We start from the raw sequence: 23,525 nt of genomic DNA, 5'->3' as shown, positions 1-23,525 counted from the left end.
CCGGGCTTCGTCCCGGCGTCCTGGCCGTCAGGGACCGACCTGGATCCGCTCGGCGCGCAGCAGCGGCACGCCCTCGGCCGAGACCTCGCCGTCGGCGATGAGCGTCTCCTGCCGGCGACCGATGCGTCGGATGTGGATCCGGTACTCGATGCGGGTGGCCTGCTCCGGCAGGTCTCCGAGCAGGCGCACCTTGCCCACGCCGCGGCTCCGCGTCCGGCTCCCGAAGCCCAGCCAGTCGCCGTAGTGCTCGGATAGCCGCAGCAGCGCGTCGAGCTGCCGGGCCTCGCCCGGGACCTCGCCCGAATACCGGTGCAGGGAACGGACGGCGTAGGCGGAACCGAGCCGATGCTCGCCATCCGTGGCGCCGAGCCACAGGACCCGCCCGAAAACCTCGGCTGCCGGGCGGCGGCGGCGCACGGGCGTATCCGCCAAGCCGCCCGGGATCACCGACAGCAGGGGCTGAGCCGGTCGAAGCGCGCTTGCCATCTTGATCCTCGCCGGGGGCTGCGGCTGCCGCACCCCCGCGGGCCTCACAATTTCGTGCGTGGGGCTGTAGGGCAAGCAAAAGTTGCGTCGGCTCAAATTTGTTACGGCAGCTGCCTGTCTCCCTGTTGCAACAGGGTCACGCTCTCGGGTTCGAGCAGCAGGACGGGCGTTCCATCGCCGAGAACGCCGACTCCGCCAACGCCGGGCAAGCGGGCCACGGCCGGGTGCAGCGGGCGCAGAAGCAGCTCGGCACGCCGCCCGACGGCGTCCACGCCGAGCGCCACCTTTCCCGTGCCACCCCGGACCACGATCGCGGCGGCCGGGCGGCGTGGCGGCAGGCCGAGGGACGTCGCCAGTAGAATGACGTCGCGTCCCTGGCCCGCGCCCTCGAGCACCTCCTCCACCCGGGACAGGGGGATGGCGTAGGGCTGGCCCGAAACCTCGACGAGCAGCACTTCCTGCGTGGCAGCGCTCAGCGGCAGCCGGAGGGTAAAGCTCGTTCCCTGCCCCGGCACGCTCGCGACCTCCAGCGTCCCGCCGGCGCGCTGGACCGCGTCCTGGACGATGTCGAGGCCGACGCCGCGGCCGGAGGTCGCAGTGATGGTTTCGGCCGTGGAGAAGCCGGGGCGGAACAGCAGGGCATGGACCTCGGCATCGGTCAGCCCCGGGGCAGCCTCCGCCGCGACGAGGCCGCGGTCCACGGCGCGCGCGACGACCCGGTCCCGATGGATGCCGCGCCCGTCGTCGGAGACGCGGACCCGAACGCCGCCGGCACGCCGCGCCGCGGCGATGCGAAGCGTCGCGCGGGGCGGCTTGCCCGCGGCGGCGCGCTCATCCGGCGTCTCGACCCCATGGTCCACCGCGTTGCGCACGATGTGCAGGAGGGGATCGGCCAGGGTCTCGACCAGGGAGCGGTCCAGCGTGACGTCCTGCCCCTCCAGCACGACGTCGACGGCCTTCCCGCCCGCTTCCGCCACGGCGCGCGCGCGCGCGGCAGGCGGCCGAGGAGGGTGCCGAGCGGCACGACCCGCAACTCCAGCACCGCCTCGTCCAGGCGGCGGAGCGCGAGGGAGAGGCGGTTCTCCGCGCCTTCCAGCGCATCCTGGAAGCGGCGCAGCCGGTCGGCGAGGGCCGAGATCTCCCGCCCCGCCTCGCCCGGGAGGCGTGACGCCAGGACGCCGAGGCGGGCGATGGCTGCGCGCGGCGCGCTCTCCCGCAGCGCCTCGGCCAGGGCGAGGGAGGCAGAGCGGACCTCGACCTCCAGCGTGATGAGGTTGTCCAGCGTCTCCTGGCGCACCCGCATCGTGGCGCCACCGGACGTGGCCGGGCCCGTCGCGGCCTCCTCCTCGACCGGTGAGAGGGACAGCAGGACGCGGCGGGACGGATCGGCGGCCGTCGCGGCGCGCGAGAGGGTCTCGAGGCCGCCGCCGCTCGCGAGCAGCAATTCGACCAGCGGCGGCGAGGCGTTCGGGAGGGAGCGGGAACCGAGGATCTCGGCCTCCGACCGCAGCGCCTCGGCGATCGCCGCCTCCGTCGTCGCGGCCTGGCCGACGGCGAGGCGGGCGACGTAGAGGGTGCCCCCCGCCGCGAGGGCCTCGGCCGCCCTTTGCCGCGCCGTCTCGCTGAGCAGGGCCGCGAAGGCGGCGGGGATGCGGGAATCGGCGGTAACGGCGGAAGCAGGCGCCGCATCCCGCGCGTTCGCCCCGCGGAGTGCCGCCGCGATCGCGGCGCCCCGGTCCACGAGCAGGGGAACGACGTCCGGCTCCGCCGCGCGGTCGGCGAGGTCTTCGAGCGCGAGGAGCGACCGCTCCACCGCGTCCAGCCCAAGGGCACAGGCTGCGGCGGAGGCGTCGCGGGCCGCCGATGCGACGAGGGCGGGGTCCGTCAACAGCGCGAGCTCGGCCGCGGCCGCGGCCAGGGCTTCCAGGTCCAGCTCGCCTCGCGAACGGGCAGGGATGGCGTCGGCCCCCGCGGCCTCCCCTGCCCCGGCGCCGAGGAGCATCAGCAGCCGGCGAACCCGCCCGAGGGCGGACAGGGCCCCCTCCCCGCCCGCTGCCCCGGCCAGGGCTTCGAGGGCGACCGCAAGGCCGGGAAGGCCGGTCATCCGCGCCGCGGCGGCGAGGTCGGCGGCCTCGAGGACCGCCGCCTGGTCGCGCCGGGAGGAAAGGCTCGCGAGCAGGGGCGCCGTCGCGGCACAGCGCGAGGCGAAGGCCCCGAGCAGCGGGTCCGCGCCTCGGGCTGCCCGCGCCGGCTCCGCAGCGGAGGGGCCGGCGGAAGCCCCGTCATCTGGCGGGGCGAGGCGCGCGAGGAGGGCCGGGTCGGCCGGATGGTCGCCCCGCGTCTCCAGCACCCGCGCGCGCAGGCCGCGCAGCGAGTCCACCGCGGCGATCAGCGCGTCCGCGACGCCCCCGGACACCGCGACCTTCCCCGCGCGCGCCAGGCCCAGCAGGTCCTCCGCGCGGTGCGCGAGCGCCTTCATTCCGTGGGCGCCGAGCACGTCCGACATGCCCTTGAGGCTGTGCACGGCGCGGAACAGCGTGTTCACCGCCTCCGCGTCGCGCGCGCCGGAGGAAAGGATGCGCTCGAGCGTGTCGAGGTGATCCTCGCTCTCCGCGGCGAACCCTTCCCAGAGGGCCTCGTCGGTGATCATGGCGCGCCCCGCGGGTCGGCGGCGGCCGGGCGGGCGGCCTTCGCGCCGCCCGACATGACGGCGGCACCGCGAGCCTCCCCGAGATCCACCCGTCGCGGCACAGGGAGGCCGAGGGCGCGGCGCGCGGCGTGCCGGATCGCCGCGCCCCCGCTTTCCGCGAGCTCCGGCGAGAAGGCGCCGGACGGCTTGCCGACCACCGCGCTCGCGCCCAGACGACGCGCCTCCACCGCGACTTCCCCGCCCGGCACGGCGGCGGAGGAGACGACGACGACCGCCCCGCCCCCGCGCAGCGCCCAGTCGCGCAGCACGCCGAGGCCGTCGAGCACGGGCATCTCGATGTCGAGGAGGATAAGGTCAGGGGCTTCCCGCGCGATGACGGCCAGGGCCTCCCGTCCGTCGCCCGCCTCGGCCACGACGGCGAAGTCGGGGTCGGCGACGATGGCGTCGCGCACGAGGCGGCGCATCATCGCGCTGTCGTCCACGACGACCGCGCGCTTCCGCGGCCGCGGAGTCTCCAGCGGCAGGTCGCGTCCAGCCGCGGCGACGGCGCGCGCGTGGGCGCGCAGCCGCGCCGCCGTCGCGGCGAGGTCGAAGCCCTGGGCGGCCGTGTCGATCTCCGCGAGCAGCGCGCGGAGCGAGGCGATGTCGGCCCCGCCCGCGAGGCCGCGGAGGCTGCCGAGAGCGCGCCGCATCGCCGCCTCGTCCGCCGCGACGCCGAAGGCGTCCACCGCCGACTCCCATTCCGGGAGCAGCGCCGCGAGAAGGTCGGGATCGAGCGCGCCGGTCACGCGGCCCCCGGTGACGCGCGCGGTCGGTGAGGGCGCGGAGGCGCGCGCCGATCGCGGCGGGGGCGGCGATCTCGGTCGCCAGCCCGCCTTCGATGACCGCGCCGGGCATGCCGGCGACGACGCAGGATTCCGGGGATTGCGCCAGGACCGGCATGCCGCGCTCCCGCATCGCCGCCGCGCCCGCGGCGCCGTCGCGGCCCATGCCCGTCAGCACCGCCCCCGCCGCGCGGCGCGCGACCACGGCGGCGGAGCGGAACAGCAGGTCCACCGAAGGATGCACGACGCCTTCCCCGAGCGCGAGGCGTAGCGTGAAGTCCTCGCCGGCGCGCGCCAGGTGCCCGTCGGTCGAGCCGGGGATGATGACGACCTCCCCGGCGCGGAGCGGCATGCCCGCGGTGCCGACGAGGACCGGCGCGCCGAGACGGCGCGACAGGTGCCGGGCGAAGTCGTCGGCCAGGTCCGCCGGCATATGCTGCGCGACGACGGTCGGCACGGGCAGCGGCCCCGCGCCCGCCAGCAGCAGCGCCAGCGCGTCCGGACCGCCGGTGGAGGCGCCGACGACGACGAGGTCGCAGGCCCCCGTGTCCGGCGGCGCGGGGCGGGGCGGGGGCGTGACGGGCGGGATGATGGCGGCGGGTGGGAGGGGCGCGGGCGTCGCCGCGGCGGGCCGGCGCTGCCCGGCCCAGTGCCGCAGCCGCCCGCGCAGCTCCCGGTCGATCCCGCCGAGGTCGAGGCCGCCGAGCGCCGATCCCTTCCACAGCACGTCCACCGCCCCGGCATCGAGGGCGGCGAGCGCCTGTGCGTTCCCCTCACGTGTGTGGTGGCTGACCATGATGACGGCAGGCGGATCCGGCAGCACGGCGAGGCGGCGCGTGGCCGCGAGGCCGTCCAGCCCCGGCATCTCAAGGTCCATGGACACGATGTCCGGCCGCAGCCGCGCGGCCTGTTCCACCGCCGTCGCGCCGTCCGGCGCCTCGGCAACGACGCGCAGGTCGCCGTCGGCCTCGATGATCCGGCGCAGCGCCATGCGCATGAAGCCGGAATCATCGGCGACGAGCACGCGGATCATGGCCTCGCCCCCGCGGGCCGGAACGGGGCCGCGATCGCGCGGGCGCGGAGGACCGGCACCGGCTCCCCATCCACCCGCGCCAGGGCCGCGATGGTTCCCTCGCCCGGGACGCCGACGATGTCGGGCTCAGGGATGCTGCGCAGTCCGCCGACGGAGGTCACGGCGACCGCGACCGCCGCACCGGCCAGCCGCAGCATCGGCGAACCGCCGCCGCGCAGCACCGGCGCCCCGCCGAGGCTCTCGCCGAGGTCGAGCACCGGCAGCACGTCGCCGCGGTGCGCGACGAGGCCGCGCACCGGGCCGGAGGGCCGCGGCGCCGGCCCGCCCTCCCGCGCCGGCAGGACGGCGACCACGTCCTCCACCCCGAAGGCGACCGGGGCGGTCCCGACGCGTGCGAGGAGGAGCAGGCGCGTCGGCGTCTCCGGCGCCTTCTGCTTCGGCAGGGCGAGCGGCGCGTGGCGGAGGAGGTCCGGGTCCTTCAGCCCTTCGGGGATCGCGGCGCCTCGGGGCGCCGGGCCGAAGCGCTCGCAAGGCAGGCCTATGCGCCGGCCCTCGATCGTCAGGACGGCAAGGAAGGGCGCGCGCGAGGCCTCGCAATCCGTGGGGTCCAGGACGAGGACCGGCCCCCACTCCGTCCAGGCCAGGCCCGCGATGCCCTCTGCCGCGCCGGCGAGCGGCCGGATCTCCGGCATCGCCGTCAGCGCCTGGACGGCTGCGAGGGGAATGTCGAGGAGGGTATCCGCGATCCGCAGCCGCGCGTCGGGCACGCGGGAGGCGAACTCGCGAGGCGGTTCGGCCGGCTCCACGACCCGCGCCAGGCGCGGCGGGGCCGCGGGAAAGCGCGGGCGGCGCGCAGGCAGCGCGTCGGGCGGCGCGGGGTCAAGCACCTCGTCCCCGCCGATCAGCACACCTCCCTCATCAGCCGGGACAGCGGCCCAGGCGGCACCGGGCGCGGTGGTGCCCGGCAGCAGCCAGGCCGGCACCGCGGTCCGGCCGAGCAGCGCGACGAAGAGCCGCCCGCCTCCCCCGGCACGGCCCGGAGGACGGGAGGCGGCACGGGCGTCGCGCCGACGGGCAGCGCGTAGGACAGGCTGCCGGCGCGGAGGCCGAGCGTCCTCACGCCCGCACCGCCTGGCGCCAGCGGCTGGAGGCGACTGCCGTCATGCCCGGCCCCACACGGCGCGCGGCCGGTCGAGGGCGCGCAGGCCCAGCCCGGCCGACGGCGAATCCGTCGCCCCGAGGACGACGATCCCGTCGGGAGCCAGCCGGGAGACGAGCCCGCGCAGGACGGCCTCCCGCGCCTCCGGCAGGAGGTAGATCAGGACGTTGCGGCAGACTGCGACGTCGAAGGCGGGCAGGTCGCCCGGCAATTCGAGCAGGTTCGCACGGCGGAAGGAGAGGATGACCTGCCGACCGACGCGCGGCGCGGCCGTCCCGCCGACGTGATCGAACCAGCCGTGCCATTCCGGCGGGACCTCGCGCAGCGGGTCGGGGGGCCGGGGCCGTATCGGCCGGCCTCCGCCACGCGCAGCGCGGGGCGGCAGAGATCGAGCCCGGTGACCTCGGCCGGCAGCCCCGCCGCGGCGGCGAGGACGGCGAGGCTCCAGGCCTCCTCCCCCGTCGCGCAGCCGGCGGAGAGGATGCGGAGGGGCCGCCCCGTCGCCAGGCGGGGCAGCCGCGCGGCGATGGCGGCCAGTTGCGATGGCGCCCTGAACAGCCGCGTCTCCTGCACCGTCACCGCGTCGATCAGCGCCGCCCATGCCGGGTCGTCGCAGGACGGCGTGGCGGTGAGGGCGGGCAGCAGCGCCGCGTGCCGTTCCAGCCGGCCGCGCAGCACGCCGGAGGGGGCGAGGCCCGCGATCCGCGCCAACCCCGCCTCCGCCACGGCGAGGGGGGATTCGAGGGCCGGCGCTTCCGACATGGCCGCGCCGCGCGGGCCTCAGCCCACCGCGAGGGCCTCGGCCCGCGTGGCGTGAGAGGGGATGATCTTGTCGAAGCCCGAGATCTCAAAGACCTCCCGCACCGCCGGCTGCAGCCCGCAGACCGAGAAGGCGGAGCCCTTGTTCTTCGCCTGCTTCGCAGCCTTCAGCAGAACGCGCAGCCCGGCGGAGGAGACGTAGCGCACGCCTTCCATGTCCGCGATCACCGGGCCGGAATCGAGGAGCGCGAGCAGGCGCGATTCCGCGTCCGGCGCGGTGGCGGTGTCCAGGCGGCCCTCCAGCGAGGCGACGGTCTTGGCGCCCTCGCGGTGCTCGGTGATCTGCATCAGGCGTGTTCCTCTCGGGCCCTGCGGCGCCGGTTCTCGGAGTGACGGGGCGACCTTGCCGCCGGGCTCACGCGGCGTCCAGGGTCGCGGTCAGGCGGTTCACCGCGCCGTCGCGATGGTAGGCGATGTCACGCGCCATGGTGCGGACGAAGTGGACGCCGAGGCCACCGGCCTCCCGATCGTCGAGGTCCGCGTCGAGGTCGGGGGCGCGGCGGAAAGCGGGTCGAAGGCGGGCCCGTCGTCTTCGAGGACCAGGCGCACGTCGCCGCCGTCCCGCGAGGCCGACACACGAGGAAGGTCGCGCCCGCCGCATGCATCGCGACGTTCGCCGCGAGTTCCTCCACCACCACGACCAGCCGCCCCGTCGCGCGCGGGGAGAGGCCCGCATCCTCCGCGAAGGCCTCCAGCCCGTCCACGAGCGCGGTCACCGCATCGGCGCGCGGCGGCATCTCGTGCCGGAAGGACGGGCCGGCTTCGGGCGAACCCTGCATGACTGTCAGGCTACACGGGCCCGTGACCCGATGCGAGACGACCGCTCGGCCGCGCCCCGGAGAATCGTCACGGAACTGTCGTTGACGCCCCGGCGGGTCTGCCGGTGTTGGGCGGCATGGACCTATCGGCGACCCTGGCAACGTTTCTGGGCGGGCTCGGGTTGTTCCTCACCGGCGTGACCGGCCTGTCGGTGGCTACGCGGCGGCTGACGGGGCCACGGCTGCGGCGGATCGTTGCGGCGGGGGTGTCGAGCCCGGCGCGTGCTGCGCTGGCGGGCCTCGGCGCCGGGCTGCTGACCCAATCCACCGTTGCGGTGACGGCGGCGACCGGCGGCCTGGTCGCGGCGGGGGTGGTGACGCTGCGACAGGCGCTGCCGCTGCTCTCCTGGACCAATATCGGGACGACGGGGGTGGCGCTGCTCGCGACCCTCGACGTCCGGTCGGCGGCCTTCGTGCTTCTCGGCTTCGGGGCGGTGCTGCCCTTCTTCGGGCTCGACCTGCGCGGGCGCCTGGCGCCGCTGCTCGCGCTGCTCCTGGCGCTAGGGATGCAGCTGCTCGGCGCGTCGCTCATGAAGGCGGGGCTGGAGCCGCTGCGCGACAGCGCCGTCCTGGCGGACCTGCTGAGCGGCCATGCTTCGGTCGCGCCGTTCCTGCTCGGCACGGCGATCGCCTGCGTCGCGGCCAGCGGGAGCGCGGCGAACGTCCTGGCGATCGCGCTCGCGGTGTCCGGCGTGCTGGACCTCGGTCACGCCGCGCTGGTGGTGGCCGGCGGCAGCGCGGGGTCCGGGGTGGCGCAGCTTCTCTCGGCCCGGGGGACGGATGCCGACGTGCGGCGCACCGCGCGGTACCAGGGCGCCTGGAAGATCGCGGGTGCCGCACTGATCACCGTGCTGCTCGTGCTCGAAGGGCTCGGGGCGCCACTCCTGCTCGCCCTTGCCCAAGCGGCGTCCGACGATCCGGCCGGCCGGCTCGCCGTGCTGATCCCGCTCTTCCCGCTCGTCGTGGCCCTGGCGGCCTGGCCCTTCGGCCGTGCCGCGGCGGCATGGCTGGAACGGAGCGTGCCCGAAGCACCCGAGGCTGACCTGGCCCGTCCGCGCTACCTCGCCGACGCGGCTTTGCGCGATCCGGCGACGGCGCTGGACCTCGCGGATCGGGAGCAGCGGCGCCTGCTCGAGCGGCTTCCGCTGTACCTCGATTCGGTGCGGGAGGAGGCGGTCGCGAAACCTCCGCCGGGGATGGCACCGGCCAGTGCGTCGCTGGAGGCTGCGATCGAGCGGTTCCTGTCGCACCTGCAGGAATCGTCGCCCGAGGCCGTGGAGTCCGCCGCCGTCCTGCGAAACCGCAACGCGACGCTCGCCGCGCTGCGCGAGGCGACGACGGAGGTCGCCGCCGCCGCCGCGCGCGCCGAAGGGCCGCTCCGCGGGACGGTGCACGGGCTGGTGGAATCGCTCCACGCCTTGCTGGAGGAGGCGGCGGAACCGACGCCGGAACTGCTCGATGACCGCACGGCGGCGATGGACGCACTGCGCCGGCGCGTGGCCGTGATGGGGCTGGATGCCGCGGGGCACGACGCGCTGTTCCGGGCGACGGACGCCTTCGCGCGGGCGGTGTGGCTGCTGCGGCGGTTGGCCGGGTGAGGAGTGGGTGAGTCCGGGAGGCCCTGCCTCCCTGACCTTCCGCGGGGGGGGGGGAGAACGCACCCCCCGACCCCGCGGGCTGTCCAACGTCGCGGGTCCGGGAAGCACGTTCGCTCCCTGTCGGGAGGAGGCCGGGGAGGGCAAGGCCCTCCCCAGGGCAACCGCCCCTACGCCCGCCGCCCGCCGCGCAGCTTGGGCAGCAGCGCCGCGACCGCGATGCCACCCAGCGCCATCAGCGGCGCCGCCTGCGTCGTGAAGCCGCGCACCGCCGACTGCATCGCGCCGGTCAGCGCGACGTCGCGCACCGCGCGGGCCTCGATCTCCTGCCGGCGTTCCGGGTTGCGGCTGGCGAGCATCAGGAAGACCCCTGCCAGCACCACGTCGAAGGCCAGCACGATCACCGCCGCCCAGACCGGCCGCACGTAGAGCAGCGACACCTCCCAGATCAGGATGTGCAGCATGACGAAGGCGGCCAGGCCCATGACGCCCGCGGCTGCATACATGCCGATCTTCACGCCGGTGGCCGCCGCCTGCGCTTTCAGGAGGCGCCCCTCGGCCTGCGCCGCCATCCCGATGAGGCTGACGGTGCGCAACATGGCTCAGCGCCCCAGGATGCGGGCGAGGACGAAGCCCACCGCGGCCGCGATCAGCAGCGACTGGCCCGGACGTTCGCGCACGAAGTCCTGTGCGTTGCCGTACTGCTGCTGCGCCTGATCGGCGACGCGGCCCGCATAGTCCTGCGCGGTGTCGAGCGCCTGTCCGACGTACTTGGAACGCTCGGCCACCAGTTCCTCGACCTTGCCTCGGAGGTCAGCGATCTGCTCGCTCATGGCGCTGCTGTTCGCGTTGTCCCCCGTGTTCGCGCTACCAGACATCCGATCCTCCATCTGTTCGGTCGGAGAGCGCAACGCCCGGTCAGGGCCGCGGTTGCGGCGGGGATGCGGCTGCGCGGCGCGAATCCCCGAACACGGATGCGCGGGTGCCCGCGTCGCCGTCCAAGGCCCGTGTCAGGCGACGCCCATCATCCTCCCGGCATTCCAGCGCGCGGCGCGGACGAGCTTCACGAAGGCGCTCACCGCCCTGTTCATCGGGCGCCCCGCGGCGGCGCTGAGGATGACGGGATACGCGATCTCGGGTGCCGCGAGGGGGCGGGCGACGATTCCGGGCGGCAGGACCGCGCCCTCGGGCGCCAGCCCGACGCCGAGGCCGGCCGCGACGAGGAGCGCAGCCTCCGGATGGCAGGACGCGGCGTGGCGGCCGACGGCGCGGATCCCGTGTTCCTCCTGCAGTCGCGCGAAGGCGACCGCGGCAGGAGTCCAGTCCGGGCCCGCCTCGCCGGGCATGCCGGGCGCAACGAGGGAGGCGCCGTCCAGCGCGGCGGCGGGAACGGCCGGTGCCGCGGCGAGGGGATGATCCTCCCGAAGCAGGACGGCGATCCGCTCCGACCACAGGGGCCAGCGGTTCAGCCGGTCCGGCAGCGCGCCCGTTTCCGGCAGCAGGGCGACGTCGAGGTCGCCCGCCAGCAGCGCCTCCACGAGCGCGGGCCCGGCATCGCGGCGGAGCCTGACGTCCAGGCCCTGCACGCGGGACGCGACCTCCCGCAAGACGGAGGTGAGGGCGATGCCGTCCAGGCCCGGCGCCAGGCCGAGGCGGAGCGGCGCGTCGTCGGCGCCGCGACGATGCTCGGCGGCGCGGCTGAGCGCGGCCTCCGCCGCGTCGTGGGTTGACTGGAGCAGGGGCAGCATCGAGCGGCCGAGTTCGCTGAGTTGCGTCAGGGAGCGTTCGCGCAGGATCAGCGGGCCGCCCAGCTCGCCCTCCAGCCGCTGGATCGCGCGGGTGAAGGCAGGCTGGGTGACGTTGCAGGCCTCGGCCGCGCGCGTGAAGTTCAGCGTGCGCGACAGCGCGAGGAAGTAGCGGATCTGGGTCAGGTCCAAGGGCACCCCCGGGCGGGCCCCTGGGGCGTCGCATGCGGAGCGTCGCATTCCCGGCCGGCGTCCCGCTAGTTCGGGCGCAGCGCGCCGAGGGTTACGCCGGGCGCAACGCGCCGAGAGTTACGCAGGGCGCAACGCGCGAAGGGCGGCGACGATGGCGGCGGGCTCGGCGCGGCGGGTGAAGTCCGGGTCCACGTGCGACCAGCGGGTCACGCCGTCATGGTCGACCACGAAGGCGGCGGGGACGGGGATGAACCAGCCGGCGTTGCCCTGCCGCTCCGCCAGGTCCAGGCCGAAGCGGGTCAGGAGGTCGCGGTAGGGCTGCGGCGTGCGGAATGCGACGCCGCAGGCCATGGCGAGGCCGTGGTCCACGTCGGTGAGGACCCGCAGCCCTTCGATGGGTGGCTCCGCCCCCGGCATCACGGCGCGGCCGCCCGTCTCCGGCGTGACGGCGACGAGGTGGGCGCCCGCCGCGCGGATCGCCGGCAGGGCGCGGACGGCCGCCCTGAGGGTGGCGCTGCAGAAGGGGCACCAGGGGCCGCGGAAGAAAGTGAGGGCGAAGGGCCCGTCCCGGGTCAGGTCCGCGAGGTCCACGAGGCGCCCCTCGGCGTCGGGCAGGAGGAAGTCGGGGAAGGGGTCGCCCGGGCGGGGCGCGTGGTCCCCGACGCCGGCACGGCGCAGTTCCCCGATCGTCGCGTCCACCGCGGCGCGGACTTCCTCCGGCCGTTCCGGGTCGTCCCGAATGCGGTCGAGCTCGTCGCCCAGCGAGGCGCTCAGGGGCGGGTGGGGCCGGTCGTCCATGGCGCCGTTACTTGCGCCGGCCGCGGCGCGAAGACAGGGGGGCAGGGCGCATCCATTCGATGCCGCCCGGGCATTGGGCGGCGACGGTCGCGGCGGGGCATGGTCCGCCCAGACGCCGGGGCAGCCCGGCCAGGGAGAGAGGAGCCCGCCATGACCGCCCCCGACCTTCGCCCCGCCCGTATCCTCCGCATCGTCGGCTGGATCGCCGCGGCCTGGATCGCCTGGGAGTTCCTCTTCTACGAACAGTACAAGCTGACGGGGAATCCGGGGTCGGTGCAGGGCGTGTTCCAGCCCCTCGCCGACTGGTTCGGCATCCCGGCGCACGAGAAGATCATCCGGCTCGGCGTGGCATCCGTCGAGATCACCGCTTCGATCCTCGTCCTGATCTACCCGACGCGGGTGCTCGGCGCCTTCCTGGCATTCGGGCTGATGAGCGGGGCGATCTTCTTCCACACGATCGGCCCGATCGGCATCGACCCCTACGGCGACGGCGGCACGCTGTTCAAGGAAGCCTGCTTCACCTGGGCGATGGCCGCCCTGATCCTGTTCATCCACCGCCGCGAGGCCCGGGCGCAGGTCGAGGCCCTGCTGCGCCATCTGCCTGCACGCCGGCCGGCGCAGGTCGCCTGATCCCCACTACGCTCCGCATGTTGGCAGGCCAGCCGCTTTCCCCACCCCCGCGCGACACGCGGCTCGACCTCGTGCGGGGGTGGATGCAGCTTTCGATCTTCCTCTCCCATGCGACGGGGTCGGCCTTCGGCGCGACGGTGATCCACGCGGCCTGGGGCATCTCCGACAGTTCGGAGCAGTTCGTCTTCCTCTCCGGCTTCGGCCTGGGGTCGCTGTTCTTCCTCAAGGCATCCCGTGGCTCGGCCGGCCCGGCGGAGGCACGGCGGGACCTGGCGCGGCGGACCATCCGGCTCTGGGGACGCCACCTTCTGGTGCTCCTGGCCTTCGCGGCGATGATCTTCCTCGTGGACCGCTTCGTCCTGCCGGGGGAGGCCGGGGAGACCGGCTGGTCCTGGTTCCGCCACGCCCCGCTGGAGGCGCTGCCGGCCGCGGCGGCCGGGCTCTACCAGCCGGCGTTCATGGGAATCCTCATCCTCTTCGCATGGTGCATGCTGCTGCTGCCCGGCTTCGCCTGGGCGGTGGAACGGTTCGGCGCCTGGGCGCTGCTGCCGCCGGCCCTGGCCTGGGCGGCCGTGCAGGTGACCGGCCTGTCGCTCCCGGCCTTCGGCGGGACCGGGATCGCCTTCAACCCGTTCGCCTGGGCGCTGCTCTTCCTCCTCGGCGCGTGGTTCGGGCGGCGGGCGCTGCTGAACGGCCGCGCCGTCGCGCGCCACCCGCTGGCTGTCGCGGCGGCGCTGGCGGTCGTGGTACTCGGCCTGGCATTCAAGGCGGTGGAGGTCGGGTGGGTCGCCGATCCGGGCCTCGACTTCACGCTCATCGCGGGCAAGGAGAACCTGGCGTTGCCGCGGCTGCTGCACGCGCTGTCCCTCGCCTATCTCGTGGCCGTGCTGCTCCCGCCGCGCGCGGCGCCGGCGGGGGCTTCGCCGCCCGTGCGCTGGCGGCGGCAGGGCGGCGCTCGCTCGACGTGTTCTGCGTCGGGCTGTTCCTGTCCTACGGCGTGGCGCTAGCCTTCCGGCTCTGGCCGCAGCACCTGGTCGCGCTCGACCTGCTGCTGGCACCGGCGGGATGCGTCGTGCTTCTGGCGCTCGGCGCCTGGCTGGAGCGCGGCAAGGCGCGCGGGCGCTCGCCGTCGGGCCGGACGGTGAGCGCGACGACCTGAGGCGTTACGCCCCGCGCATTCGCCGCGGCCCGGAATCGGGACGCAGGGGGAAGCGGACGGACCATTGCGTCCCCGTGCCGGGCGGTTTCACGGGCCCACCCTGCAAGGCACCACCAAGCTGCTTCGCGAAGCCCTCGATGAGCGTCAGGCCGAGGCCACGCGGACGGTCCTTCCGGTCCGGCAGGCCCGCGCCGTCGTCGGAAATGGTGACGACCGCCTGGTCTCCTTCCGCCAGGACCTCCAGCCGCACCGTGCCGCGCGCTGAATCGGGGAAGGCGTGCTCCACCGCGTTCCCGACGGCTTCCGTCACGAAGAGCGACAGCGTCACGGCCTGATCCACCGAGATCGGCACGTCATCGAGGTCGAGGCGCAGCGCGATGCGCTCACCGGGGCTTTCGTTGTGCGAGTTGAAGACGCCGTTCGCGAGTTCCGTCAGGAAGGGCCGCAGCAGCACCTGTTCGAAGGCATGCTGCACGTAGAGGTGGCGGTGCAGCGTGGCCAGCGCCCGGACGCGGTTGCGCGCCGCGACGAATTCCGCCGCCGCCGCGGGGTCCGCGATGCGTCCGGCCTGGAGGTTCAGCAGCGACGAGACGATCTGGAGGTTGTTCTTCACGCGGTGGTGGATCTCGGCCATCAGCGCGTCGCGCTGGTCGAGCGCGGCCTGGAGTTCCGCTTCCCGCCGAGTGAGGGCGGTGGCAGCCTCGGCGAAGGCCTGCTCGACGGCGAGGATCTCCCGGGGCTCCGTGCCGACCGGCGCCGGATGGAAGGCCGTGCCCGGACGCCAGGCGCGGACGCGCGTCGCGAGCAGGCGCAGGGGCCGCACCATGGACACGTCGGCGCCGGCGAGGATGGCGACGAGGCAGACGAGGAGGAAGGTCGTCAGCTCCGTGATCCGCTGGACCAGGACGCTCCTCGCCGCCGCCTCGATCGTCGCGGTGGGCTGTGCGACGACGAGCCGCAGCCCGGGGCGCAGCGCGGCCTCTGCCAGATTGAAGCCGTCGGGCGTGCGGCGGACCCCCGGGGCCGGCGCCTCGGAGGCCGGGGCGAGCGCGGGGGACGGGTCGCCGCACTTGAGAGAGGTACGACCACCCCGGCCGCATCCACGATCCAGGCCGCGACGTCGCCCGGCAGTTCCGCACCGGTCGGCGTGAGTTCCCGCAGCGCGATGGTGCCCAGGACGACGGAACGCGGTCCCGGATCCTCCGGCTGGCGCGCAGCGGGTACGGCGATGGGCAGGACACCGAGCCGGGCGTCGCCGCCGCGCTGGATCGGGCCGATGACCGGGGCCATGGCGTCCCCCGCGGCCCGCACGAGCGCGACCAGCGGCGCTTCCAGCCGTTCTCGCGCGCCGGGGTCGGCGCTGCAGATGATGCTGCCGTCGGGCCGGGCGATCCGGATGTCGGAGAGAGGTGCGACCTGAAGGTCGCGGGTGCGGCGGAGCATTTCCGCACAGCGGCCGTCGGAGGCGAGGTCCAACCGCGCGAGGGTGCGCAGCAAGGCCTCGCCCGAGTCGAGGATCGCCGATTGCCGCGCAGCCAGGTTCGCGCGGGCCGCGAGCACCGATCGCCGCCCGTCCTCGAGCGCCGCCGCGTGGTCGCGGAGCGCATTCGACAGGGCGATGCCCGTGACGGGAATGCCGGCGATCAGCAGCAGGAGGAGCATGCGTCCGCGCACGCCGCCGAGCATTCCGGCGAGCCGGTGCGTCAGACCCGCCATCCGCTCCCCCAGACCTCCATACGAAACGCTGTCCTCGCGAAGCCCCAACTTCGCGAAGCCCCAATCTTGCAAAGCCCTGTCGTCGGGAAGCCCTCGCCGGGCGAAGGGGCGTCAGACCCGCCCCTTGTCCTCCTCGATCAGCCGCAGCAGCTCGTCGGGGATCGGTTCCCGCATCACGTCGTCGAACATGTCGTGCAGGCCGCGGCGCAGCCACAGGTCGAACGCGGCTTCGGGGGCGGCACCGCTGCCACCCCCGTTCCCGTTCGCGCCTCCGGGCTTCGCCACGGGCGCATCCTTCCTGTCGTCAGCCTTGGCCATCCTCAGGCAAGGGACGCGCGTTCCTCTTCCGCCCCCGCCAGTCTGTCAGTATGGCGCTTCAGGCCACGGTTGGAAGGGGCCTGCTTCGCGGCGGCCTTGCCGGCGGCGCCCCGCTCCTCGCCCGTCAGCCAGCGCTGAAGGGTCTGGCGGGCGCGGAACACGCGGCACTTCGCGGTCCCGACCGCGCAATCCATCGCGGCCGCCACTTCCTCGTAGGACATGCCCTGCACGGTCACCATGACCAGGGCGGTGCGCTGCTCGGCCGGCAAGCGCGCCATGTGCTTGCGGAGCTCGCCCATCACCAGGCTGTCCTCCTGCGCGCCGGGGCGGGCGAAGGCGGAGGAGGGAACGTCGTCCAGCTCCGTCGTCTCGCGCCGACGGCGTACGTCGGAGATGAAGCGGTTGCGGAGGATGCGGAACATCCAGGCGCCGAAGTTGGTGCCCGGGGTGAAGGAATCACGCGCCGCGAGCGCGGAGGTGACGGCCGCCTGCACCAGGTCGTCCGCGTCGGCACGGTTCCGCGTCAGCGCCAGGGCTTGGACCCGCAGGCGCGGGAGGGTGGTGACGAGGAGGGCGTGGAACTCGCGGGCGTCGGTGGTGGTCTGGCTCATTCGGGCATCCCCTGACTTGGACTTCTGCCAGACCAATGCGTGCGGTCAGGATTCGGTTGCCATTCCCGGATCACGAGACCGGGATCGCTCAGCTATCCTCGAGCGGTCGTTCGAACCGGGTCCCGAGGACCCGGCGCCCCCGGGACACCCGGGCCTTGAGGGTCCCGACCGCGACGCCGGCGACCGCCGCCGCCTCCTCCGACGACAGGCCGAGGGCGCCGACGAGGACGATGGCCTCCTGCTGCTCCCGCGGCAGGGTCGAGAGGGCCTGGGCGAGGCCGGCGAGCTCCATTCGCGCTTCCTGGCCTGCCGGGGTCGCCTCCGTCATCGTGACGGAGTCGAGCAAGCGCTGCCTCGCCCCGGCTTTCCGGCGGGCCTCGAGGAAGGCGTTGCGCAGGATAGTGAAGGTCCAGGCCTTCAGGCTGGTGCCCGGCGCCCACTGCGCCTCGTTGCGCAAGGCGCGCAGCAACGTGTCCTGCACCAGGTCGTCCGCCGCCGTCGGATCGCGGGTCAGGAAGCGTGCGAAGGCGCGCAGCTCCGGCAAGAGACGGATGAGGTCTTGACGGAAACCCTCTCGTTCCTCGGTCATTCCCTCTCTCGTGCAACCGTTACCGCGCCGGGGCGCGACCGGTGCTGGATTTCGCGGCCGGAGTGCCAAGCTTTAGCCCCGCCGGCAACGCGGGGTGCCGCCGGCCTACGGAGGATTGATGGGGATGGACGCTCAGCGGCAGGCGGAACTCGTCAGGGCCGTGCCCTACGCCCGTCGGTACGCCCGGGCCTTGACCGGAAGCCAGGGGCGGGGCGACGCGCTCGTCGCGCAGGCGCTGCGGGCTGGGCTGCCGGAGGACCTCTCCCCTTCCCTCGCGCTCTACGCCGCGGTGTCGCGGACGGCGCCGGACAACGCGTCGCACGCCATCCCGCAGCACCAGAGGCAGTTGCTGCTCCTGACGGCGCTGGAGGACCTGCCGGTCGCGGACGCGGCGGCCGTGGTCGGCTTGCCGCCGGCGGACGCGCGGCGCGAGCTGGCGGCGGCGAACGATGCCATCCGCTCCATCGCCGCGACCGACGTGCTGGTCATCGAGGACGAGCCGATCATCGCCATGGACATCCGCCAGTTGGTCGAGCGCTGCGGCCACAACGTCGTGGGCATTGCCTCCGACGAGGCGGAGGCGGTGGAGATGGCGCGGAGCCTGCGCCCCGGCCTGATCCTGGCCGACGTGAACCTCGGCCCGGGCGGCGACGGGATTTCCGCCGTGGAGCGTATCCTGAAGGAACAGGATACGCCGGTGATCTTCGTCACGGCCTACCCGGAACGCCTGCTGACGGCAGAGCGCGTGGAGCCCGCCTTCGTCATCAGCAAGCCCTTCGAGCCGCTGGCTCTGGCGATCGCGACCTACCAGGCGGTGGCGGGCGGACTGACGCTGGCCTGAATCGCAACTGCCGGCCGCGCGGTCCCGTTGAGCCCATGACTCAGACGGGAGGTGACGCCGTGTCGGACCGCAAGGAACCGGGTGGCCAGGGCGAAGAAACGGGCCGCGACCTGAAGGGCAACTGGAAAGGCGCCGAGGGCAAGACGGACCAAGCCTGGGGGAAGCCCGCGGAGGACGAACCGAAGGACGGTCGCGACGCGCGGCTCGAACGCACGCGCGAGCGGTACGGGCAGACCTATGACGCGGAGGGACATGGGCACCCGGAGGACGAGCCGACGTCCCGGCCGTAGCGCTAGCGTGCGTGGCCTGAATGTCACGCTGCGTGGCAGGCGGGCAACCGGGGAGTATGCTGCGCGTTACCCTACCGAATCGGATCGCGGGGACGTCACGATGCTCTACTGGACGGTCATCTTCCTGGTCATCGCCTTGATCGCGGGCGTGCTGGGCTTCGGGGGGATCGCCTCGGCGGCCTCCGGCATCGCGAAGGTGCTGTTCATCATCTTCATCGTCCTCTTCCTCATCTCGCTCGCCGCGGGGCGCGGGTGGATCTGAGCCGCTTCCAGCGGCGGGGGCTGCTAGGCGCGGGTGCGTTGATCGCCGGCGCCGTGGTCGTGCGTGCGCAGACGGTGGAGCGCGGCCGCGGGCAGCTGTGGTTCGACCCGACGCAGTTGCCCTCCTTCTCCGGCGTGGTGGAGCGCTACCTCATCAACCCCGAAGGCAAGACCGACCGGCTTCTGTTCCGCGAGGGGCCGCAGATCCTCTTCCCCGAACACGTGGCGGAGGAGATGGAGCGAACGGTCCCGACGGGCCGATCCATTATCGTCTATGGCATCCGTGCCCGGCGGGCGGCCGCGATCACGATGCTCGCCTGGGCGCCGGACAACGAGGCCCCCGTGCGTTTCGTGGACCGTCCGACCTGGACCTTTCCGGAGTTCCGCACCGGCGGCGAGCCATTGGAGGTCGAAGGTGAGGTTCGCGCCCCACTGCTGTCGCCGCAAGGCGACGCAATCGGTGCGATTCTCGGCGATTATACGGTCATCCGCGTCCCGATCGGCGTCGCCGGTGCGCTCGGTGACCGTCTGAACGCCGGGAAGCGGCTCGCGGCGGTCGGCCAGGGGGCGACGGTACAGGGCAAAGGACGCGCCCTGGACGCGGAGCGGATTGGCGAGGCGAAGGACAAGCTCCAGCCCTTGCCGCCGCCTGTGGAACGGCCGGGCTGAGGCATTGGCAGAATCGAGGGCGGGCGTGAGCGAAACCAACACCGCCGCCGGACCGATCCAAACAGGGGCCATCGCGGCCTTCCTGCGGCTCGCCGGCGGCTTCTTCCTCCATGAGCGCCGCGGCCGTTGGCTGGCCTTCGCCACCGTCGTGCTGACGCTGCTCCAGATCCTCATCCAGATTCAGTTCAACTTCTGGAACCGCGACTTCTTCAATGCGCTGGAGAACCGCGACCGCGCCGCCTTCTTCTGGCAGATGACCGTCTTCATCGGCATCGCCGGCGCGTCCATGGTCGTCGCGGTCTACCAGCTCTATTTCCGGCAATTGACGCAGCTACGCTGGCGCGAGTGGCTGACCGACCGGATGCTCGACCTCTGGATGACCGATGCGCGCCACTACCAGTTGGAACGCGCGGGCGAGAACGACAACCCGGACCAGCGTATCGCCGAGGACGTCCGCATCGTTGTGGACATGGCGGTGGATTTCATCACCGGGCTGTTCAACTCGATCGTCATGCTCATCGCCTTCGTCGGTATCCTCTGGACCATTTCCGGCGCGCTGACCTTCGCGCTGGGCGGGCGGGAGATCACGATCCCTGGCTACATGGTCTGGGCCGCGCTGATCTATGCGCTGATCGGTTCCGTCCTGACCTACGTCGTCGGAAAGCCGATGGTCCAGCTCAACACCGAGCGCATGTCGCAGGAGGCGGGCTTCCGCTTCAACCTCGTCCGCGCGCGGGAGAGCAGCGAAGGGATCGCGTTGATCGGCGGCGAGGCGGACGAGCGTCGCGGCTTGAAGGCGCAGTTCGACAGGGTGTTCGACGCGGTGCACGGGCTCATGCGGAGCCAGCGGCGGCTGATGTGGCTGACCTCGGCTTACGGTATGTTGACGATGGTCTTCCCGACGGTGGTTGCGGCGCCTCAGTACTTCTCCGGCGCGATCACGCTCGGCGGCCTGATGCAGATCGGCTCCGCCTTCGGCTCGGTTCAGGGATCACTGAACTGGTTCGTGGACAACTTCCCTCGCCTTGCGGACTGGAGGTCCGCCGTCGAGCGGCTGCTGACCTTCCGCGAGCGGATGCGTGTGATCGAGGAGATGGTCGTTGCCCCGGACCAGCCGACGATCGAGCGGGTGGAAACGGTCGACGGCGAGGAGGAGATGGTGTCGTTCCGCGACGTGCAGGTCGCCTTCGCGAATGGGTCCGTCGTCATCGCGGAGGCGTCGGCCGACATCCGGGCGGGCGAGCGGGTGCTGGTGAAGGGCGAATCGGGGACCGGCAAGAGCACGCTGTTCCGGGCGCTCGCGGGGATATGGCCTTGGGGCAGCGGCACGATTCGGGTTCCGCCGCGGTCCGTCACCATGTTCATGCCGCAGCGCCCGTACTTGCCGCTCGGGACGCTGCGCGGGACGATGTCCTACCCGCAGGCTCCGGACACCGTGTCGGACGCGGCCGCGCATGCCGCGCTGGACCGGGTTGGCTTGGGGCAACTGAAGGAACGGCTCGAGGAGGAGGATCGGTGGGATCAGGTCTTGTCGCTCGGCGAACAGCAGCGGCTCGGCTTCGCTCGGCTCATCCTTCAGAAGCCGCGCTGGATCTTCATGGACGAGGCGACGGCAGCTCTCGATGAGGAGAATCAGGACAACATGATGCGGCTGGTCCTCGAGGACCTACCGGAAAGCGCCCTGATCTCCATCGGCCATCGGCCCGGACTGGACGCATTCCATGAGCGGACCTTGCATCTGCAGCGCGGGCCCGAGGGAGCCAAGCTGATGCTAAGACCACCTCAGCGCGTCCTACGGCCGAAGCAGGACCGGAACCCGTTCAAGCGGATCGCGTTGCGCCGACGGGCGCGCGCTTCGCCCTGATGACCGGGGCGAAGCCAAGCCGCGTGGACGCACGATAAAGGAAGCCGATCAGCGTGTAACCTGATCGGCTCCGCAGGGCGGTAAACTGCATCGCGCGAGCATCGTAAAGCATTCACCAAGTAATCTCGCCGCCGTACGACCAGCGTTGTTCGCTGAAACCGCCGTACGGCTGGACAGCACTGCCGGCAAAAGAAAACGCCGGTCGTTTCCGACCGGCGTTGTACTGGGATGCGGGGACAGGATTTGAACCTGTGACCTTCAGGTTATGAGCCTGACGAGCTACCGGGCTGCTCCACCCCGCGTGAGGTGGTGTGGTGTGTCTGCCGTGAGGGGCGGACGGTGGTGTGGTGCGGAAGTTCTCACCGGGCGGCCTGGCGCCGACCGACTCTCCCGTCGCTTAAGCGACAGTACCATGGGCGCTGGGGTGTTTCACGGCCGAGTTCGGGATGGGATCGGGTGTGGCAACCCCGCGATGGGCACCAAGCCACCGGGTGAGAACCTCTCGCGGGCTCCCCGGGACGGGGAGGGCGAGGATTGATCTGGTTGTGCGGGAGGCGGCCCGCTGGGACGCGGGATGGTGCTGCGTGCGGTGGTCCTTTCGGACCCACGGTGGAGATGGGAGTTCGATCGGGTGATTAGGACCGCTCGGCTGCATCCCTTACGGGACTTCCACCTGCGGCCTATCGACGTGGTGGTCTTCCACGACCCTTAGGGAGACCTCGTCTTGAGGCTGGTTTCCCGCTTAGATGCCTTCAGCGGTTATCCGTTCCGCACTTGGCTACCCAGCGATGCCACTGGCGTGACAACTGGTGCACCAGAGGTGCGTCCATCCCGGTCCTCTCGTACTAGGGACAGATCCTCTCAAGTCTCCAACACCCATGGCAGATAGGGACCGAACTGTCTCACGACGTTCTAAACCCAGCTCACGTACCGCTTTAATCGGCGAACAGCCGAACCCTTGGGACCTGCTCCAGCCCCGGGATGCGATGAGCCGACATCGAGGTGCCAAACCTCCCCGTCGATGTGGACTCTTGGGGGAGATCAGCCTGTTATCCCTAGAGTACCTTTTATCCGTTGAGCGATGGCCCTTCCACGCGGGACCACCGGATCACTAAGGCCGACTTTCGTCTCTGCTCGCGCTGTCGCGCTCGCAGTCAGGCGGGCTTGTGCCTTTGCACTCAACAGCCGATGTCCGACCGGCCTGAGCCCACCATCGCGCGCCTCCGTTACACTTTGGGAGGCGACCGCCCCAGTCAAACTGCCCACCAGGCAGGGTCCCGATCCCGGCTAACGGGATGCGGTTAGACGCCAGAAAGGCGCAGGGTGGTATTTCAAGGTTGCCTCCACGAAGGCTAGCGCCCCCGCTTCGTCGGCTCCCACCTATCCTACACAGCCCCTTCCTGGCGCCACTGCCAAGCTGCAGTAAAGGTTCATAGGGTCTTTCCGTCTAACCACGGGTACCCCGCATCTTCACGGGGAATTCAATTTCGCTGAGCCGATGCTGGAGACAGTGGGGAGGTCGTTACGCCATTCGTGCAGGTCGGAACTTACCCGACAAGGAATTTCGCTACCTTAGGACCGTTATAGTTACGGCCGCCGTTTACCGGGGCTTCAGTTCGAGGCTCTCACCTCTCCCTTTAACCTTCCGGCACCGGGCAGGCGTCAGACCCTATACGTCGTCTCACGACTTCGCAGAGCCCTGTGTTTTTACTAAACAGTCGCCACCCCCTGGTCTGTGCCACCCACCAAAGCTTGCGCCCCGATGGGTCCCGCTTATCCCGAAGTTACGCGGGCAATTTGCCTAGTTCCTTCAGCATCGTTCTCTCAAGCGCCTCGGTATCCTCAACCAGTCCACCTGTGTCGGTTTCGGGTACGGTCCATATCCCAGCGCTATTTCCCGGACCACCTCAGCCGCCATCCCAATCCGATAAGGGACAACGACACCTGGCAGTCGTCACGTCTGGGGGGCGGGGGAATGTTTGCCCCCCCATCGGCTACGGCTCTCGCCCTCGCCTTAGGGGCCGGCTCACCCTGCGCGGATTGGCCTTGCGCAGGAACCCTTGGACTTTCGGCGACAGGGGTTCTCACCCTGTTTGTCGCTACTCATGTCCGCATTCTCACTTCCCATACCTCCAGGGCCCCTCACAGGTACCCCTTCAACGGCCTAGGGAACGCTCCGCTACCGCGCGCTTTCGCGCACCCACGTCTTCGGTAGATGGCTTGAGCCCCGTTACATTTTCGCCGCAGAACAGCTATTAGACCAGTGAGCTATTACGCTTTCTTTAAAGGATGGCTGCTTCTAAGCCAACCTCCTGGTTGTTTTGGCCGTCCCACATGCTTTCCCACTTAGCCATCATTTAGGGACCTTAGACGGTGGTCTGGGCTGTTTCCCTCTCGACGACGGACCTTAGCACCCGCCGTCTGTCTGCCCGCCTGCACTCACCGGCATTCGGAGTTC

27 protein-coding genes, 1 tRNA gene, 2 rRNA genes and 1 pseudogene (1 of these 31 running past the window's edge) are annotated in these 23,525 nt (G+C 72.3%); 9 read left to right on the top strand and 22 right to left on the bottom strand.

The features are described 5' to 3' along the window. Positions 1-27: 27 nt before the first annotated feature. The 10 genes and pseudogenes from ACE7GA_RS14960 to ACE7GA_RS14915 form a co-directional block, all read right to left on the bottom strand. The gene (locus tag ACE7GA_RS14960) at positions 28-432 is read right to left on the bottom strand and encodes a hypothetical protein (protein WP_376087795.1); all 405 of its coding nucleotides are present in this window, start codon (positions 430-432) and stop codon (positions 28-30) included. Positions 433-587: 155 nt separating this feature from the next. Further along, positions 588-1,346, bottom strand: a complete 759-nt coding sequence (locus tag ACE7GA_RS14955; protein WP_376087792.1) for an ATP-binding protein — start codon at positions 1,344-1,346, stop codon at positions 588-590. 1,517 nt (positions 1,347-2,863) lie between these two features. After that, positions 2,864-3,136, bottom strand: a pseudogene (locus ACE7GA_RS14950) (Hpt domain-containing protein); the annotation flags it as partial. Then, the gene (locus tag ACE7GA_RS14945) at positions 3,133-3,588 is read right to left on the bottom strand and encodes a response regulator (protein ID WP_376087789.1); all 456 of its coding nucleotides are present in this window, start codon (positions 3,586-3,588) and stop codon (positions 3,133-3,135) included. The gene ACE7GA_RS14945 and the pseudogene ACE7GA_RS14950, both read right to left, overlap by 4 nt. Continuing rightward, positions 3,491-4,993, bottom strand: coding sequence for a chemotaxis protein CheB (locus ACE7GA_RS14940; protein ID WP_376087786.1), 1,503 nt, complete (start codon positions 4,991-4,993; stop codon positions 3,491-3,493). The genes ACE7GA_RS14945 and ACE7GA_RS14940 overlap by 98 nt, the downstream gene beginning before the upstream one ends. After that, positions 4,990-5,901, bottom strand: a complete 912-nt coding sequence (locus ACE7GA_RS14935) for a chemotaxis protein CheW (protein WP_376087783.1) — start codon at positions 5,899-5,901, stop codon at positions 4,990-4,992. Before ACE7GA_RS14935 ends, ACE7GA_RS14940 begins: the two co-directional genes overlap by 4 nt. Positions 5,902-6,153: 252 nt before the next feature. Further along, positions 6,154-6,363 carry a CheR family methyltransferase gene (locus tag ACE7GA_RS14930; protein WP_376087780.1) on the bottom strand — a complete coding sequence of 70 codons (210 nt, stop codon included), beginning with the start codon at positions 6,361-6,363 and terminating at the stop codon, positions 6,154-6,156. After that, the gene (locus tag ACE7GA_RS14925; protein ID WP_376087777.1) at positions 6,312-6,914 is read right to left on the bottom strand and encodes a CheR family methyltransferase; all 603 of its coding nucleotides are present in this window, start codon (positions 6,912-6,914) and stop codon (positions 6,312-6,314) included. The genes ACE7GA_RS14930 and ACE7GA_RS14925 overlap by 52 nt, the downstream gene beginning before the upstream one ends. An 18-nt stretch (positions 6,915-6,932) precedes the next feature. Next, complete coding sequence (locus ACE7GA_RS14920; RefSeq protein ID WP_376087774.1) at positions 6,933-7,259, bottom strand: STAS domain-containing protein; 327 nt, start codon at positions 7,257-7,259, stop codon at positions 6,933-6,935. Positions 7,260-7,387: 128 nt separating this feature from the next. Beyond that, complete coding sequence (locus ACE7GA_RS14915) at positions 7,388-7,750, bottom strand: hypothetical protein (RefSeq protein WP_376087771.1); 363 nt, start codon at positions 7,748-7,750, stop codon at positions 7,388-7,390. 116 nt (positions 7,751-7,866) lie between these two features. Here ACE7GA_RS14915 and ACE7GA_RS14910 point away from each other — a divergent pair, with 116 nt between their 5' ends. Further along, complete coding sequence (locus tag ACE7GA_RS14910) at positions 7,867-9,387, top strand: Na/Pi symporter (protein WP_376087768.1); 1,521 nt, start codon at positions 7,867-7,869, stop codon at positions 9,385-9,387. A 167-nt stretch (positions 9,388-9,554) separates the two neighbouring features. On the opposite strand, the gene ACE7GA_RS14905 is transcribed toward ACE7GA_RS14910, so the two are convergent. The 4 genes from ACE7GA_RS14905 to ACE7GA_RS14890 all read right to left on the bottom strand — a co-directional run bounded on the left by ACE7GA_RS14905 (position 9,555) and on the right by ACE7GA_RS14890 (position 12,119). Continuing rightward, the gene (locus tag ACE7GA_RS14905) at positions 9,555-9,983 is read right to left on the bottom strand and encodes a hypothetical protein (protein WP_376087765.1); all 429 of its coding nucleotides are present in this window, start codon (positions 9,981-9,983) and stop codon (positions 9,555-9,557) included. A gap of 3 nt (positions 9,984-9,986) precedes the next feature. Then, positions 9,987-10,262 carry a YqjD family protein gene (locus ACE7GA_RS14900; RefSeq protein WP_376087762.1) on the bottom strand — a complete coding sequence of 92 codons (276 nt, stop codon included), beginning with the start codon at positions 10,260-10,262 and terminating at the stop codon, positions 9,987-9,989. 132 nt (positions 10,263-10,394) lie between these two features. After that, positions 10,395-11,321, bottom strand: coding sequence for a LysR family transcriptional regulator (locus tag ACE7GA_RS14895; protein ID WP_376087759.1), 927 nt, complete (start codon positions 11,319-11,321; stop codon positions 10,395-10,397). Between the two features lie 117 nt (positions 11,322-11,438). After that, positions 11,439-12,119: a peroxiredoxin-like family protein gene (locus tag ACE7GA_RS14890; RefSeq protein WP_376087756.1), complete on the bottom strand. Its 681-nt coding sequence runs from the start codon at positions 12,117-12,119 to the stop codon at positions 11,439-11,441. A gap of 150 nt (positions 12,120-12,269) precedes the next feature. Here ACE7GA_RS14890 and ACE7GA_RS14885 point away from each other — a divergent pair, with 150 nt between their 5' ends. Genes ACE7GA_RS14885 through ACE7GA_RS14875 form a run of 3 tightly spaced genes read left to right on the top strand, consistent with a single transcriptional unit; the run spans position 12,270 to position 13,908 of the window. Beyond that, complete coding sequence (locus tag ACE7GA_RS14885; RefSeq protein WP_376087753.1) at positions 12,270-12,749, top strand: hypothetical protein; 480 nt, start codon at positions 12,270-12,272, stop codon at positions 12,747-12,749. 17 nt (positions 12,750-12,766) lie between these two features. After that, on the top strand, positions 12,767-13,756 hold the full coding sequence (opgC, locus tag ACE7GA_RS14880; protein ID WP_376087750.1) for an OpgC domain-containing protein: 990 nt from the start codon (positions 12,767-12,769) through the stop codon (positions 13,754-13,756). Beyond that, positions 13,714-13,908 carry a hypothetical protein gene (locus ACE7GA_RS14875; protein ID WP_376087747.1) on the top strand — a complete coding sequence of 65 codons (195 nt, stop codon included), beginning with the start codon at positions 13,714-13,716 and terminating at the stop codon, positions 13,906-13,908. The genes opgC and ACE7GA_RS14875 overlap by 43 nt, the downstream gene beginning before the upstream one ends. Before the next feature lie 4 nt (positions 13,909-13,912). On the opposite strand, the gene ACE7GA_RS14870 is transcribed toward ACE7GA_RS14875, so the two are convergent. From ACE7GA_RS14870 to ACE7GA_RS14850, 5 genes are all read right to left on the bottom strand, one after another. Next, positions 13,913-14,734, bottom strand: coding sequence for a sensor histidine kinase (locus ACE7GA_RS14870; protein WP_376087744.1), 822 nt, complete (start codon positions 14,732-14,734; stop codon positions 13,913-13,915). Positions 14,735-14,787: 53 nt separating this feature from the next. After that, complete coding sequence (locus ACE7GA_RS14865; RefSeq protein WP_376087741.1) at positions 14,788-15,624, bottom strand: hypothetical protein; 837 nt, start codon at positions 15,622-15,624, stop codon at positions 14,788-14,790. Between the two features lie 111 nt (positions 15,625-15,735). Then, positions 15,736-15,909, bottom strand: a complete 174-nt coding sequence (locus ACE7GA_RS14860; protein WP_376087738.1) for a NepR family anti-sigma factor — start codon at positions 15,907-15,909, stop codon at positions 15,736-15,738. Between the two features lie 35 nt (positions 15,910-15,944). Beyond that, on the bottom strand, positions 15,945-16,553 hold the full coding sequence (locus tag ACE7GA_RS14855) for a sigma-70 family RNA polymerase sigma factor (protein ID WP_376087735.1): 609 nt from the start codon (positions 16,551-16,553) through the stop codon (positions 15,945-15,947). An 88-nt stretch (positions 16,554-16,641) separates the two neighbouring features. Then, positions 16,642-17,142, bottom strand: a complete 501-nt coding sequence (locus ACE7GA_RS14850; protein ID WP_376087732.1) for a sigma-70 family RNA polymerase sigma factor — start codon at positions 17,140-17,142, stop codon at positions 16,642-16,644. A gap of 124 nt (positions 17,143-17,266) precedes the next feature. On the opposite strand from ACE7GA_RS14850, the gene ACE7GA_RS14845 reads away from it, so the two are divergent. The 5 genes from ACE7GA_RS14845 to ACE7GA_RS14825 all read left to right on the top strand — a co-directional run bounded on the left by ACE7GA_RS14845 (position 17,267) and on the right by ACE7GA_RS14825 (position 21,067). After that, positions 17,267-17,983: a response regulator gene (locus ACE7GA_RS14845; RefSeq protein ID WP_376087729.1), complete on the top strand. Its 717-nt coding sequence runs from the start codon at positions 17,267-17,269 to the stop codon at positions 17,981-17,983. A gap of 59 nt (positions 17,984-18,042) precedes the next feature. After that, positions 18,043-18,273 carry a hypothetical protein gene (locus ACE7GA_RS14840; protein WP_376087726.1) on the top strand — a complete coding sequence of 77 codons (231 nt, stop codon included), beginning with the start codon at positions 18,043-18,045 and terminating at the stop codon, positions 18,271-18,273. Between the two features lie 100 nt (positions 18,274-18,373). After that, a complete protein-coding gene (locus ACE7GA_RS14835) occupies positions 18,374-18,535 on the top strand; it encodes a DUF1328 domain-containing protein (RefSeq protein WP_376087723.1) in 162 nt (53 codons plus the stop codon). Next, positions 18,526-19,203 (top strand): hypothetical protein, encoded by a 678-nt coding sequence (locus ACE7GA_RS14830; protein ID WP_376087720.1) that lies wholly within the window; start codon positions 18,526-18,528, stop codon positions 19,201-19,203. The genes ACE7GA_RS14835 and ACE7GA_RS14830 overlap by 10 nt, the downstream gene beginning before the upstream one ends. 25 nt (positions 19,204-19,228) lie before the next feature. Then, positions 19,229-21,067 (top strand): ABC transporter ATP-binding protein/permease, encoded by a 1,839-nt coding sequence (locus ACE7GA_RS14825; protein ID WP_376087717.1) that lies wholly within the window; start codon positions 19,229-19,231, stop codon positions 21,065-21,067. 228 nt (positions 21,068-21,295) lie between these two features. On the opposite strand, the gene ACE7GA_RS14820 is transcribed toward ACE7GA_RS14825, so the two are convergent. From ACE7GA_RS14820 to ACE7GA_RS14810, 3 genes are all read right to left on the bottom strand, one after another. Then, positions 21,296-21,369, bottom strand: a tRNA-Met gene (locus ACE7GA_RS14820). A gap of 67 nt (positions 21,370-21,436) precedes the next feature. Beyond that, positions 21,437-21,551, bottom strand: a 5S ribosomal RNA gene (gene rrf / locus ACE7GA_RS14815). Positions 21,552-21,681: 130 nt separating this feature from the next. Continuing rightward, positions 21,682-23,525: ribosomal RNA gene (locus ACE7GA_RS14810) — 23S ribosomal RNA — on the bottom strand; it runs 888 nt beyond the window's last position.

It is taken from the genome of Roseomonas sp. CCTCC AB2023176 (assembly GCF_042259275.1).
Lineage (GTDB): Bacteria > Pseudomonadota > Alphaproteobacteria > Acetobacterales > Acetobacteraceae > Roseomonas.
This window is presented reverse-complemented; position numbering and strand designations above follow the sequence as displayed.

Bases quoted from the DNA above. Each gene is read 5' to 3' on its own strand.
- ACE7GA_RS14940 (WP_376087786.1), bottom strand. From the start codon at position 4,993: ATGATCCGCGTGCTCGTCGCCGATGATTCCGGCTTCATGCGCATGGCG.
- ACE7GA_RS14905 (WP_376087765.1), bottom strand. From the start codon at position 9,983: ATGTTGCGCACCGTCAGCCTCATCGGGATGGCGGCGCAGGCCGAGGGG.
- ACE7GA_RS14925 (WP_376087777.1), bottom strand. From the start codon at position 6,914: ATGTCGGAAGCGCCGGCCCTCGAATCCCCCCTCGCCGTGGCGGAGGCG.
- ACE7GA_RS14835 (WP_376087723.1), top strand. From the start codon at position 18,374: ATGCTCTACTGGACGGTCATCTTCCTGGTCATCGCCTTGATCGCGGGC.
- ACE7GA_RS14910 (WP_376087768.1), top strand. From the start codon at position 7,867: ATGGACCTATCGGCGACCCTGGCAACGTTTCTGGGCGGGCTCGGGTTG.
- ACE7GA_RS14865 (WP_376087741.1), bottom strand. From the start codon at position 15,624: ATGGCGGGTCTGACGCACCGGCTCGCCGGAATGCTCGGCGGCGTGCGC.
- ACE7GA_RS14890 (WP_376087756.1), bottom strand. From the start codon at position 12,119: ATGGACGACCGGCCCCACCCGCCCCTGAGCGCCTCGCTGGGCGACGAG.
- ACE7GA_RS14855 (WP_376087735.1), bottom strand. From the start codon at position 16,553: ATGAGCCAGACCACCACCGACGCCCGCGAGTTCCACGCCCTCCTCGTC.
- ACE7GA_RS14850 (WP_376087732.1), bottom strand. From the start codon at position 17,142: ATGACCGAGGAACGAGAGGGTTTCCGTCAAGACCTCATCCGTCTCTTG.
- ACE7GA_RS14920 (WP_376087774.1), bottom strand. From the start codon at position 7,259: ATGCAGATCACCGAGCACCGCGAGGGCGCCAAGACCGTCGCCTCGCTG.
- ACE7GA_RS14915 (WP_376087771.1), bottom strand. From the start codon at position 7,750: ATGCAGGGTTCGCCCGAAGCCGGCCCGTCCTTCCGGCACGAGATGCCG.
- ACE7GA_RS14870 (WP_376087744.1), bottom strand. From the start codon at position 14,734: ATGGTGCGGCCCCTGCGCCTGCTCGCGACGCGCGTCCGCGCCTGGCGT.
- opgC (WP_376087750.1), top strand. From the start codon at position 12,767: ATGTTGGCAGGCCAGCCGCTTTCCCCACCCCCGCGCGACACGCGGCTC.
- ACE7GA_RS14885 (WP_376087753.1), top strand. From the start codon at position 12,270: ATGACCGCCCCCGACCTTCGCCCCGCCCGTATCCTCCGCATCGTCGGC.
- ACE7GA_RS14900 (WP_376087762.1), bottom strand. From the start codon at position 10,262: ATGTCTGGTAGCGCGAACACGGGGGACAACGCGAACAGCAGCGCCATG.
- ACE7GA_RS14845 (WP_376087729.1), top strand. From the start codon at position 17,267: ATGGACGCTCAGCGGCAGGCGGAACTCGTCAGGGCCGTGCCCTACGCC.